Origin of the sequence: Sporosarcina sp. FSL K6-1522 (genome assembly GCF_038622445.1) — a bacterium.
GTDB lineage: Bacteria > Bacillota > Bacilli > Bacillales_A > Planococcaceae > Sporosarcina.
In genome coordinates, this window is sequence record NZ_CP152019.1 from 77,119 (window position 1) to 89,227 (window position 12,109).

Here is a 12,109-nt window from a genome sequence, read left to right on the forward strand (position 1 = left end):
GCTTTTTTACATTCATCCACGTGCCAACATTTTTGCATTCCGCTCCACAACACGCTCCAAATAAAACGCATACAACTCCATCTCTTCTGGCTCCAAGCCGCCCATTAGCACATTCTCCGCTAATGCTCGTAACAACAATTGAATGCGAATCACAACATCACTAACAGTCAGCTTCATATCCAACAGCTCAGAAAGAGAAGCCATCACTTCCGGCTGAATAACCGGATAGGCGAATTTCGTCTCTTCTCCTTGTAAACCAATGTCATACAGATCGCGAATCAATTCCGCACGTTCTGATCCACTGCCTTCTACGCAAAGATAGACTTGCACCGCGATGCCTTGGCGCAGTCTCCGTTGTGAAATGCCCGCAAATTTCCGACCATCGATACTTAAATCATAGGATCCTGGACAATACGAACCGACAATTTCATAAGCTTCAATGCGATTACCCGCTTCTGGAAATAGCATGCGAACAAATGCCAACATCACTTCATAGCCTGTCGGAATATCAATTGCGGTATCCTGTTCCGATAGAACGATGGAAACATTCAAGACACCCTCATCTAATACCACCGCAAGACCGCCCGAGTTACGAACAATTGCCTTATATCCTGCTTGCTCCAACATCGGTATAGCCTGCTCAATATGGGGCAAGCGATGATCTTGAATACCGAGCACTACGGTTTGCTCATGCACCCATGTGCGAATGGCCGGCACGCTCATCTGTTGGCCTACAAGGTGGCAGAGTGTATCATCCGCAGCAAATGATTCCAGCGCAGAGCGTGTACGTGTCGTCATCGATTCATCGACGAATCGCCATTCGGGATTTTGTAAAAATGCTTCATAATTTATCATAATTAACTTCTCCTGATCGTAGACTTTTGACCTGCAATTCTCTCCCCCTAGCATACACGACTTGCGGCGACGATAACAGCGCTATACTTCATGGCAAATTCGTGACAACAACGCTTGTGAATGACCTTTCCATATGGGATATGCTACACTGAATGAAGAAGTAAATTCAGCGTAAAGGGGTTTGAATTCATTTGAACGAAGCAGCAATGACACTCGATGGTTGGTACGTACTACACGATTTACGCTCGATGGACTGGGCATCTTGGAAATTGATTTCAAAAGAAGAACGCCAAGCAGCAGTAGATGAATTTCTTGTCTATCTTGAAAAACTCCAAAAAGCAGATGACGCTAAAACAGGCGCACATGCTTTTTATACAGTAATTGGTCAAAAAGCGGATTTCATGCTTATGACTTTACGTCCAACAATGGACGAAATTCAAGAGCTCGAAACCGAATTTAACAAACTTGCGATTGCAGATTTCACAGTTCCCGCATACTCTTACGTTTCGGTCGTCGAACTGTCGAACTATCTAGCAGGTGAATCAACAGAAGATCCTTACCAAAATCCATTCGTTCGCGGACGTCTGTATCCAGAATTGCAACGCAGCCAGTATATCTGTTTCTACCCAATGGACAAAAAGCGCGATGGCGACGACAACTGGTACATGCTCGACATGGACACACGCAAAGCAATGATGCGCAGCCACAGTATGATTGGCCGCAGTTACGCTGGCAAAGTGAAACAAATCATTTCCGGTTCTGTCGGCTTTGACGATTACGAATGGGCAGTGACACTATTCGCAGATGACGTACTTCAGTTCAAAAAACTCGTCTACGAAATGCGTTTTGACGAAGTAAGTGCACGCTACGGCGAATTCGGTTCATTCTTCGTCGGTACGATTTTAGATGGCGATAAAAAAGCAGCGTTTTTTGAGATTTAACTTAGAAAGCGCTGGAACCTAGACAAGAATAAAAGGGAGCCGCATATCACATGCAGCTCCCTTTTTTCTACTAGTAAGAACCTGTTCGCCGTTTTTTATCCAATAAATACACGGCGAAAAGAAGCAATGCCGTTATTACAATCGTCAAGTAATAAATAATCATTGTGGATGACCCTAGTAGATCAGCTATCTCCGAAGAGGTTAGTTCTTGTGCATAAACATCATAAGGATTATCCTTCTTATACTTTATGAAAACCTCACGCGAATTGGCTTTATAGGCACTTCGTGTAACTTCTTTTGTCACATGGATGGACTCTCCCGAATTCCCCTTGAAAGCAAGAGCCACATAAAACGTATCCTCCGCATACGTGCCGCTTCCATGTTGCATCGATTTGTGACGCACTTCTGCAGATGTCTCTATAAAATCCGGACTCGTCTTCCAGTCATACGCATATTTTATCGTGCCTGCAAGTGAATAATACGAAAATAACAGCCCCACCGTCAGTCCACCAAAAACTACTGTGTTGACAACAAACGACAGTGAACGATCAAAACGTATCGTAAAACGTTCAAATAATGCATCGACCTTTTTAAATTTGAATGCCTGATAAATGATGTACCCCATCGGATAAACGCAAATCATCAATAAGACAAATGGGAACCCTTCAAATTCATTTTCAAGATCACGTTCCGTATAAAACTGCTGATTTACAATGAATCCATCGAGCGAATCACCAGGGGACAATGTATCGAATTGCGCTTTTGTAAGGGCAGCTTTTTGATTGTCTTTCAAAGATCTCGGCACTTTATCAATAAGACCTGGTTCAAGAAGCGCTACGTGATTAATGCCGCCAAAAAGATATTTGGTAGCTGTTTTATCATATACAGTTACCACCGCTGGCTCTACGGCATAATTTTGTTTCATCTCTATATGTTCTTGCACATTGATAACGATTGTATAGATGAGGAATAAAAATAAAGCAAAGGCAAGAATCTCATAAAGCAGCCGTTTACCCTCTATATTCTTTTTTCGCTTCTTCGTTGGAACTCTCCACCACTCTCTTTGTTTCTGCTTCTTCGTTGGCCCCTTCCACACCCCAAATTTTCCCTCCTCTTTCATTGCCTGTACATCATTAAAACATATATTGGTTTAAAGTGGAATGAAGAGTTAGCGAAGCAATACGTTCTAATCCATTTCAATTTCGCAGTCATTTTCTCTACATCCTCTTCATATGATTCCCCAAGGGGGTTGTGCTGTGGCAGTGATAAAATATAACGAAGCTCAATTGGATATGCTTGCACGGCTCATGCGGGCTGAAGCGGAGGGGGATGGGGAATTAGGAATGCTTCTGGTCGGCAATGTCGGGGTAAATCGTGTACTTGCAGACTGCCTGGATTTTAAAGACATCCGTTCGCTGGAAGATATGGTCTTCCAACGGCCTGGCGGCTTCGAAGCGACAACAAAAAGTTATTTTTATCAGCGTGCGCGTGAGCAAGACAGAAGACTTGCAAGACGCGTCGTCAATGGCGAACGCTTCAATCCAGGCGAACGATCCTTATGGTTTTTCATGCCGACAGGTGATTGTCCGGCACAATGGTATGGTCAATGGAACACAGGCAGATTCAAATCGCATTGTTTCTTTTCACCGACAGCTGCAGACTGCCCTACCGTCTAACTTTGTTCAGCAAAAAGTGAATGCCTCCGGCGGATGTCACAAACTTGGACACAATTACGCCGAGACATAATGACTATCAAAATTCGAGAGGATGAAGAAATGGTCCAATATTATTGGAACCCTACCTATCAAAATCAGCATATCACACCGCCACAAGTCACAATTCCGAGCGGAAGGCCTCCTAGTCCTGGAGTGCCCATTGGACCACTCCCCGGACCACCAGCCCGTGAACAATCCTATATTGAAAATATTTTGCGTTTAAATATCGGTCAACCCGGTACTTTCCATTTTTCGTTCGAACATGCACTCGAATCAGGCAAGAACACAAAAGCCATCGTTGGAACCGTCGTAGCTGCCGGCCGCGACCATGTCATTTTGGATGAAACCGGAACAGGCCATGAATTCTTATTCCCCATGATTTACTTCGACTATGCGGAGTTTGATGGAAAGATTAACTACTTTCCACAACAGCCTTAATAAGTAAAGCTTAAACCTTTGTACAAAAAATCTTCCACAGGCCATACCAAGCCGATGGAAGATTTTTTTGTACTATATGCCCTTAATGACCTTCTAAACGATTCCGAAAACCAACTGGATCATCTACTCGCAGCGCGGCTTTCGTAAACTCTTTTTCAAAGCCTAAAAAGAGTGTTGCCTTCAGCGGTCGCTTGAACGTAATCACACACTGCGGAGTTACTGCTTCCAAATCTCGTACTATGAAGTCCACGATGCCTTTTGCCTTTAGATTTTCATTGGCAGCTTCATCGCCCCACGCAATATGCGCAATCTCATCCAACGGAATGGTCATTCGCTTCCCTAACCCCAACGATATGCGGATTTTTTTATCATCTACAATGAGCGGATTGAGGCGAAGCGCTTGAATGTCTCCAATAAAGAAAATCACCGAGTAGACGTTCAAAACGAGTAACACAATGGATAGTATTAGTGATTTACCATGGAGCCACCAGTGAATACCGAACGTTTCCACAACAATAGCATGGATGATCATGACTTGAAAGGCGATATAACTTGTTTTCGTATGCATCGTAAACCGGTTTCCTCCGACGAACGGACGCTTTTTCCAAGAAGCAAATGCATAGTAAAACATAAGTATTTCTGCACTAATAATTTTTATAAGTAGGTGAGATCCTACCCGCTTTTCGACTAATGCTGCAAAGGAAAATAACGGCCCTTCTTCACTCGACTTGATGTCTCTTATAATTCGAGGCATATGTTTCAACAACAGGAAAATGAGTCCTAGTTCAGCAAGAACAATGATTCCTTCCATTCCAATCGCTACATATGGTACAAATTTGAATGGTTCAAAATAAGCAGCCGGAATTATAAATCGAGCAGCAACTATGCCTAGCACCATAAAAGTAATGAATCGTTTCACAGTGAATCCTTTTTTACGTGTCATGGCCAGTAGAAGGAGTGGAGCGACAATCGAAAAGTCGAAAAGTGAACCTAGAATCACCCCCGTTGCATCTGCCGGGGCTGGTAAAATGGGAAGCGGTAGCCGATAGAGCGCTAGATTTGTGGATAGAACGAGTAGAAGTAATACTAAAAGAAATGGTGACTTGGAATGCTGTTTACTCGAAACCATAGAAGCACCTCTTTTTCTTTTTAGTATAACATTGTATTTACGCATAAATTGTGTAAATTCTTCAACAATTCAGGCCGTAAAAAAACAGGAGGAATCCCCCTGTTTTAGTTTGCATATTTAATCGCAGCGATAATTAACATGATCCAGCCTGCAATAAACGCCACGCCACCGATCGGCGTAATTGCACCCAAAATACCAATTCCAGACAAGCTTAATACATACAAGCTACCTGAGAAAATAATAATACCTGCGAGCAGCAAATACCCGGCCCATGTTAACTGTGTCGATGCACCAAAGAGTGATGAACTCATCAAAATTCCGATGGCGAGCAATCCAATAGCATGAAACATTTGGTACTGCACAGCCGTTTCCCAAATCCCTAATTGATATTCGGACAACTTTTCCTTTAATGCGTGCGCACCGAATGCACCAAACGCAACGGCAATTGCCGCATTAATAGCACCTGCGATAATAAAAAATGGCATTACTTCCCCCTACTTTCTTCTTTTTGACGGGTACCAAGCACCCCAGATTTAATCAAAAATCAAATAACGAACCGCCATTTGCATCTTCTTCCTCGAGCGGCTTGGCTTCTAACGAAGAAATGGACTGCACTGAAGAAATCGATTGCACTTCAGGAGCCGCCATCAGCATTTTCGGGGCACTCTTCTCTTCTTGCCTAGCACCATTCCCACCAAGCGCCACTTCGCAAAGCGATCTAACAGCTGCTAACGCCTCGCGCATGCCACGCTCGTCATCCGAGCGCTTCGCTACACTCAATTGTCGTTCCATTTCCGAGATGATGCGGTCATATGAAATCACCGTCTTACATCCCCTTTCTTCTGCGTAAACTTCAAACACTCCATACCGGACGTTCGCTTCACTACAACCGATGGCAATTCACGCGTTTTGAACTCGTATGCTCTACATCCCCGCGGATTGCGCTGATCCCACGTCACAAAAAAATGTTGGCATTGAAAACAATTCACAGCCATTTCGGTCACCTCTATTCCTCTCCACTTTATCATATTTACTGGATTTAAAGCATCTTACTCGTTTACAAAAGTAAACAAAATCCCTTACAAGCCATATACATAGGGATGTATACTGTAGATAGATTTAGCGTAATATAAAAGAGCGCCCATGGAATGGACACTCAGTAGTTACAAATTGATTTGGACGTCAAGGCGTGGCTACAGTTAACGTTTACTTCTTTTTTGTGCTTGCCACCCTTTTTTCCGTGTCGGCGGAGGGTGGTTTTTTTGCGCCTTTTTCCTCTTCGCTTCACGTATTTAACAAGTTCGGAAGATAAATAACTTCCAAACCATGTTGCAACGCTAACAAAGAAAGCGGTCAAAATAACATTCACCATATGCTTCACCTCCTCCCCACTCTGAATTCAGGGAGTATTACAGGTTCCGCAGCCTCCACCTTGGCTCAATTTATACTACTGGTAGCATAGCAAACTCAATATATACTTCAAAGCCTAACTTCTCTCATACTGTCTTCTCCCAGTCAATCGGCTTTTCATTCCACGCCTCTAACACCTGGTTCGTTGCCGAATAAGGACGACTGCCGAGAAATCCACGACTTGCGCTTAGCGGACTTGGGTGAACCGACTCAATCACCGCATGTCGCGATAGATCAATCAGCTTTTTCTTTTCCTGTGCCGGTCGCCCCCATAATATGAATACAATGGGTTTTTCACGTGCTGACAACTGTCGAATGACTTCGTCCGTGAATGTTTCCCAGCCTTGTTTGCGATGTGAGTTAGCTTCAGCTTGCCTGACCGTCAACACTGTGTTCAACATCAGTACACCTTGCTGCGCCCAGCCCGTCAACGTGCCTTGTTCGGGAATCGCACAGCCAATATCTGACGACAACTCTTTGAACATATTGCGTAGGCTTGGTGGAATCTTCACACCTGGTTGCACAGAAAAACTTAAGCCATGCGCTTGCCCCGGGCCGTGATAAGGATCTTGTCCCAATATGACGACCTTCACTTCATCGAAAGGCGTCAGCTTAAATGCTGTCCACAAATCATTCGTCTGTGGATAGATGATTTGTCCCGCATATTCCATCTTGAGAAATTCACGTAACTTCAAATAATAAGGTTTCTTAAACTCGTCTCCTAAAACAGCATCCCAATCATTGCCGAAAATTTGTTTACTCATCAGCCATCAATTCCTTAAATTCAATTTTCACATCATAACCCGCAAACGAAAACATTTCTCGTAGCGTCTTCTCTGCATTTTGTTGCGCCATCTGTAGCACCCCTTGTCCAGCCGTTTCTTCTAGTATAAGCCTTTTCGCTTCTTCAGCGAGCTCATAAGCCTCTTCAATATTCGCCTTCTCACGGAAAATTCCCTCGTACGAATACACTTCGACTTGATCAAAATAAATTTCCGCGCCTCCTAAAAATGTAGCCGCTGGGAGTGTAAGTTTGGCCGTCTTATTCGCTTCATCCACGACAATATCCTTTTCCGCCAGCTTCGACATATCGACACCCGCCTTCACAGACCCCGGAATGACGACAAGCAACTGCCGCTTCGTTCCTGGTAAATTGAGCCCGATACTTTGGCCAAACAACGTATTATCTTGACGTTCAATAATGACTTTCGTATACGCCTCCGCCGTCGCCAACTCGTTCAAGTCTTGGATTTGCTCTAGAAATACGCCCTTTTGCTCTGTGAATGTACTGCCTTGTTTGAGCACGAAAAATGTCACAAACGGCAAAGCTACCATTAACAGTAGAATCAACAAAGCGATGACGAGAAATGGTTTGCGCCATACTGAAAAAAATAATTTCCCCGTACGCCAAAAGCCGAATGAGCGCCCTTTCACTGTATCTACAGTCACAGCCGATTCCTTTTTCGCCTGCTTCAACTCTTGCAATAAGCGTTCCATTTCATCTATTTTCTTTCGATCTTTCATCTCATCCCTCTTTCCTTCTTTTTCGACATTCTCTTATACGTTTAGACTATCGAAAAGTTGCAGTTCAAACAACTAGAAAGACATGGTACGATGATGTTGGAGGGATGGACTATGGCTAATATGCAACTACGTGAAAAAATGAAAACCATTACAGAAGCCGCAAAACATGGCGACCGCGTACCCGAACGCTCAAAAAACGCCGGACTCATCATCCTTTTGCTCCTCTTTGGTTGCGGAATCATCGTCCTATTTGCACTTGCCATCGGACTTGTCATAAATGGACATCTTATTAGCGCAGGCGTTACATTTTTACTGGCGGCGCTCCTTACCTTTTCCGTTATCAAAATGATAAAAGCGGACGATATTCAATAATAATTGTAGTTTTTGATTAATTTGATAAAATAAATACAGAGTTCATTCCAACACAGAAGGAGACGTTCACATTATGGCGTTGAAAAAGACTTTAACAATTGCAGGATCCGATACATCAGGCGGCGCGGGCATCCAAGCTGACTTGAAAACATTTCAAGAGCACGGCACATATGGCATGACAGCCGTTACAGTTGTCGTGACAATGGACCCAGACAACCATTGGGCACACGGCGTTTACTCGTTGCCGGTCGATGTCTTACAAGCACAAATTAAAACAGCCCTTTCAACGGGCGTTGACGCCATCAAAACCGGCATGCTGAGCACAGAGGAAATCATTCAAATTGCAGGCAATGCCATCGCGGAATCAGGCCTTGACCATGTTGTCATCGATCCAGTTATGGTGTGTAAAGGTGAAGATGAGGTACTCAACCCCGGAACAGTGGACGCAATGGTCGAATTCCTTCTACCAAAAGCGGAGATTGTGACACCAAACTTGTTTGAAGCCGGACAGCTTGCTGGCACAAAAACGCCAAAAACGATTGAAGATATGAAAGCTGTCGCTGAAAAAATCCATTCACTTGGCGCACGTAATGTGGTCATCAAAGGCGGCAAACAACTTAATCATGCGAAAGCAGTGGACCTGTTCTATGATGGGACAACCTTCACATTGCTAGAAGCAGAAAAAACAGCCACACATTATAATCACGGTGCAGGCTGTACGTTTGCAGCAGCCATCACAGCAAACCTTGCCAATGGACATCCTGTTAGAGATGCTGTGTTGGAAGCGAAAACATTCGTCACAGCTGCAATTGCTAATGGTTGGAAACTGAACGACTATGTTGGACCTGTCATGCATGGTGCGAAAAATCGTGTAGGTGCGCCTAAAATTACGACTACTGAAGTATAAGGAAGACATGCGACGATCGGGAATGAGTTCCCGGTCGTTTTTTTGCTTGGTGTGGGGACTCTATTGACGTGTCCTAGGGCACTCCTAATTTTGCGTGGTTCCACAAGATGTTTGATCGCTTTGAACTCCACTTTGCGCGGTTACACAAGATGTAGCCCACACACTCCCAAGCCGCGTGAATCGCATTCACCATCGATTATCGATATACTAGACAGAAGCACTGTTAGCGTGTCAAAGGAGGATTTTTCATGGAAAAAGTACAACCCGAGCATTTACAGGAACTCATTACTTCCTTCGCGAATAAAGACGTCTACATTCACCTTGAAACGACAAATGGCTCGTATGCCTCTCATTTCAAAGAAGGATTTTTCAATGCAGGCGCATTTATCCGCAATATTGTTGTGAAATTTGAACTCGGAAAAGTCGCAGGTGATTCGCCACATCGTGTCGGATTGAAACTACCATCCGGTTGGATTTACGCACAAGGCATCACACATTATAAAATCGACGAACACGGGCGTCTGCTCATGGCAGGCCTCGATCCAGAAGGTAAACTTGCGGTCGCGCTTGAAATTAGCGAGACACCGTTCACATATTAAGGAGGATTTGAATGATTAAAAAAGAACGCCACGTACTGGTCATATTCCCCCATCCGGACGACGAAGCATTCGGCGTATCCGGCACAATTGCAACATATCGTGAAATGGGTGTTCCCGTCACATATGCATGCTTAACACTCGGTGAAATGGGACGCAATCTTGGTAATCCCCCATTCGCAAATCGGGAAACATTGCCACAAATCCGTAAAGCCGAGCTTCAAAAAGCCTGTGAAGCAATGGGTCTCGATGATTTGCGGATGATGGGTCTGCGTGATAAAACAATCGAATTCGAAGACGATGAAAAAATGGTTCAGCTCGTTACCGATTTAATCGACGAAACGAATCCTTCTCTCATCATTTCATTCTACCCTGGTCTATCTGTCCATCCTGACCACGATGCGACAGCGCGTGCAGTTGTCCGAGCTGTAAGACGTATTACAGAAACAGAACGTCCAACTCTCTATACAATTGCCTTCGCCAACAACACAGTCGAAGTGCTTGGCGAACCCGATATCATTCACGATATTACTGCTATGAATGAGAAAAAAATCGCTACATTAAATGCTCATGCCTCACAAACGGTTTGGATGATGCAAGATATGGAAAAGAAATTAGCAGCACAAGATCCTGAAGCTTTACAATGGTTCAACACCGAACGTTTTTACACGTATAATTGGGATCAGGATTTCGAATAATCATGCGCCGCAGTCTACCCGACTGCGGCTTTTTTTCTACTTAATAGATTGAAAAATTGAAATAGGGCGCACGCTATTTACAAGGGGCTCAAAAACGTATAGTATGTATATTTATACGTAATATACGTATCTACTTTGGAGGAGAGACATAAAGTGAAAAAGTTTAGTATTTCTACCTGGTTCTATTTCTTAATCCCATCTATCCTAGGCATTGTCCTATTCATGATTCCATTGAAATTTGGCAATGAATGGAAAGTGCCTATCGCCAAATTCGCAGACATTCTATCTGTTGCACTTGAACCACTTATGCCAATGACGGCGATGATTATCATTGTGATTGCCGCGCTCGGCTCGGTGTTGTATTTATTCGTGAGGGCAGATCATGCGAAGCCTTCATTCGCCATGACATTATTCAAAGTGTCGCCGTTCTGGACGATTACGCGTGTTATCGGAGCGGTATTCGCTGTAATGGTGACGTTCCAAATCGGGCCTGAAGCCATTGTGAATGAAAATACAGGTGGTCTTCTACTCGCACCAGATGGATTGGTGTCATTCTTATTCACGATTTTCTTATTCGCAGGGCTGTTTTTACCGCTTTTATTGAATTTCGGTCTACTCGAATTTTTCGGGACAATGATGGTAAAAGTGATGCGTCCTTTGTTTAAACTACCGGGGCGTTCCTCCATCGATGCACTGACATCATGGATTGGTGATGGAACTATCGGTGTGTTATTGACAAGTAAACAGTATGAGGATGGCTATTATACGAAAAAAGAAGCGGCGATTATCGGAACGACATTTTCCGTCGTGTCCATTACATTCTCGCTCGTTATTATCGATACTGTTGGTATGTCTGCTTACTTCCTACCGTTTTATGGAACTGTACTGTTAACAGGCTTAATTCTCGCTTTTGTCATGCCACGGATTTATCCACTTGCTGGAAAACAAGAAGAGTACATTGATGGACGACCGTTCACGGGCGACGATGAAAAACTACCTGAAGGCTATAACGTTTTTAGTCATGGTCTTGAAAAGGCACTTGAAACCGCCAACAAAAATCGTTCCCTCGGCAAAGTTGTGAGCGAAGGTATGAAAAATGTTTTCGACATGTGGATTGGTGTTGCCCCCGTCGTCATGGCATTCGGTACAGTTGCCCTCGTTCTTGCAGAGTATACAAGCCTCTTCACGATTTTAGGGAAACCATTTGAACCGATTTTATCCGTTCTTGGCATTCCAGAAGCACAAGCAGCTGCACAAACAATGGTTGTTGGATTTGCGGACATGTTCTTGCCTGTTATCTTGGCAGACGGCGCAATCACATCCGAATTAACACTCTTTGTTATTGCGACGATTTCTGTTGTTCAACTCATTTACATGTCGGAAGTCGGTGGACTGTTACTCGGCTCCAAGATTCCGATCAACATCCTCGACCTGCTCATCATCTTCCTATTGCGCACGCTCATCGCGTTGCCAATCGTTGCAGGTGTGGCACATTTATTGTTTTAATGAAGAAGAAAAGCCCTC

At 44.0% G+C, this 12,109-nt stretch carries 17 protein-coding genes; 8 read left to right on the plus strand and 9 right to left on the minus strand.

Going from position 1 to position 12,109, the window contains the following annotated elements; genetic code table 11:
* Positions 1–12: 12 nt before the first annotated feature.
* Entirely contained in the window at positions 13–855 is an 843-nt protein-coding gene (locus MKY34_RS00420; RefSeq protein ID WP_342513287.1) for a lipoate--protein ligase family protein, read from the minus strand.
* 191 nt (positions 856–1,046) lie between these two features.
* Here MKY34_RS00420 and hemQ point away from each other — a divergent pair, with 191 nt between their 5' ends.
* On the plus strand, positions 1,047–1,796 hold the full coding sequence (gene hemQ / locus MKY34_RS00425; RefSeq protein WP_342513288.1) for a hydrogen peroxide-dependent heme synthase: 750 nt from the start codon (positions 1,047–1,049) through the stop codon (positions 1,794–1,796).
* Positions 1,797–1,866: 70 nt separating this feature from the next.
* Here hemQ and MKY34_RS00430 read toward each other — a convergent pair whose 3' ends face one another.
* On the minus strand, positions 1,867–2,892 hold the full coding sequence (locus MKY34_RS00430) for a hypothetical protein (RefSeq protein ID WP_342513289.1): 1,026 nt from the start codon (positions 2,890–2,892) through the stop codon (positions 1,867–1,869).
* Positions 2,893–3,052: 160 nt separating this feature from the next.
* On the opposite strand from MKY34_RS00430, the gene MKY34_RS00435 reads away from it, so the two are divergent.
* Both MKY34_RS00435 and MKY34_RS00440 read left to right on the plus strand, forming a co-directional pair.
* Positions 3,053–3,472 (plus strand): cell wall hydrolase, encoded by a 420-nt coding sequence (locus tag MKY34_RS00435; protein ID WP_342513290.1) that lies wholly within the window; start codon positions 3,053–3,055, stop codon positions 3,470–3,472.
* Positions 3,473–3,571: 99 nt separating this feature from the next.
* Positions 3,572–3,949, plus strand: coding sequence for a spore coat protein GerQ (locus tag MKY34_RS00440; RefSeq protein WP_342513291.1), 378 nt, complete (start codon positions 3,572–3,574; stop codon positions 3,947–3,949).
* Between the two features lie 82 nt (positions 3,950–4,031).
* Here the strand turns inward: MKY34_RS00440 and MKY34_RS00445 are convergent, their stop codons facing one another.
* The 7 genes from MKY34_RS00445 to MKY34_RS00475 form a co-directional block, all read right to left on the minus strand.
* Positions 4,032–5,078 carry a beta-carotene 15,15'-monooxygenase gene (locus MKY34_RS00445; protein ID WP_342513292.1) on the minus strand — a complete coding sequence of 349 codons (1,047 nt, stop codon included), beginning with the start codon at positions 5,076–5,078 and terminating at the stop codon, positions 4,032–4,034.
* A 104-nt stretch (positions 5,079–5,182) separates the two neighbouring features.
* The gene (locus tag MKY34_RS00450; RefSeq protein ID WP_342513293.1) at positions 5,183–5,563 is read right to left on the minus strand and encodes a DUF423 domain-containing protein; all 381 of its coding nucleotides are present in this window, start codon (positions 5,561–5,563) and stop codon (positions 5,183–5,185) included.
* Positions 5,564–5,615: 52 nt separating this feature from the next.
* Positions 5,616–5,900: a YwdI family protein gene (locus tag MKY34_RS00455; protein WP_342513294.1), complete on the minus strand. Its 285-nt coding sequence runs from the start codon at positions 5,898–5,900 to the stop codon at positions 5,616–5,618.
* A complete protein-coding gene (locus MKY34_RS00460) occupies positions 5,897–6,073 on the minus strand; it encodes a uracil-DNA glycosylase (RefSeq protein ID WP_342513295.1) in 177 nt (58 codons plus the stop codon). The genes MKY34_RS00455 and MKY34_RS00460 overlap by 4 nt, the downstream gene beginning before the upstream one ends.
* A 161-nt stretch (positions 6,074–6,234) precedes the next feature.
* A complete protein-coding gene (locus tag MKY34_RS00465; protein WP_342513296.1) occupies positions 6,235–6,450 on the minus strand; it encodes a hypothetical protein in 216 nt (71 codons plus the stop codon).
* 124 nt (positions 6,451–6,574) lie between these two features.
* Positions 6,575–7,252: a uracil-DNA glycosylase gene (locus MKY34_RS00470; protein WP_342513297.1), complete on the minus strand. Its 678-nt coding sequence runs from the start codon at positions 7,250–7,252 to the stop codon at positions 6,575–6,577.
* A complete protein-coding gene (locus MKY34_RS00475) occupies positions 7,245–8,012 on the minus strand; it encodes a DUF4230 domain-containing protein (protein ID WP_342513298.1) in 768 nt (255 codons plus the stop codon). The genes MKY34_RS00470 and MKY34_RS00475 overlap by 8 nt, the downstream gene beginning before the upstream one ends.
* Before the next feature lie 111 nt (positions 8,013–8,123).
* On the opposite strand from MKY34_RS00475, the gene MKY34_RS00480 reads away from it, so the two are divergent.
* The 5 genes from MKY34_RS00480 to MKY34_RS00500 all read left to right on the plus strand — a co-directional run bounded on the left by MKY34_RS00480 (position 8,124) and on the right by MKY34_RS00500 (position 12,091).
* The gene (locus tag MKY34_RS00480; RefSeq protein ID WP_342513299.1) at positions 8,124–8,384 is read left to right on the plus strand and encodes a hypothetical protein; all 261 of its coding nucleotides are present in this window, start codon (positions 8,124–8,126) and stop codon (positions 8,382–8,384) included.
* A gap of 73 nt (positions 8,385–8,457) precedes the next feature.
* Positions 8,458–9,291 carry a bifunctional hydroxymethylpyrimidine kinase/phosphomethylpyrimidine kinase gene (gene thiD / locus MKY34_RS00485; RefSeq protein ID WP_342513300.1) on the plus strand — a complete coding sequence of 278 codons (834 nt, stop codon included), beginning with the start codon at positions 8,458–8,460 and terminating at the stop codon, positions 9,289–9,291.
* 248 nt (positions 9,292–9,539) lie between these two features.
* On the plus strand, positions 9,540–9,890 hold the full coding sequence (locus MKY34_RS00490; RefSeq protein WP_342513301.1) for a YojF family protein: 351 nt from the start codon (positions 9,540–9,542) through the stop codon (positions 9,888–9,890).
* Between the two features lie 11 nt (positions 9,891–9,901).
* A complete protein-coding gene (bshB2, locus tag MKY34_RS00495; RefSeq protein WP_342513302.1) occupies positions 9,902–10,585 on the plus strand; it encodes a bacillithiol biosynthesis deacetylase BshB2 in 684 nt (227 codons plus the stop codon).
* Between the two features lie 153 nt (positions 10,586–10,738).
* On the plus strand, positions 10,739–12,091 hold the full coding sequence (locus MKY34_RS00500; RefSeq protein WP_342513303.1) for a YjiH family protein: 1,353 nt from the start codon (positions 10,739–10,741) through the stop codon (positions 12,089–12,091).
* Positions 12,092–12,109: the final 18 nt, after the last annotated feature.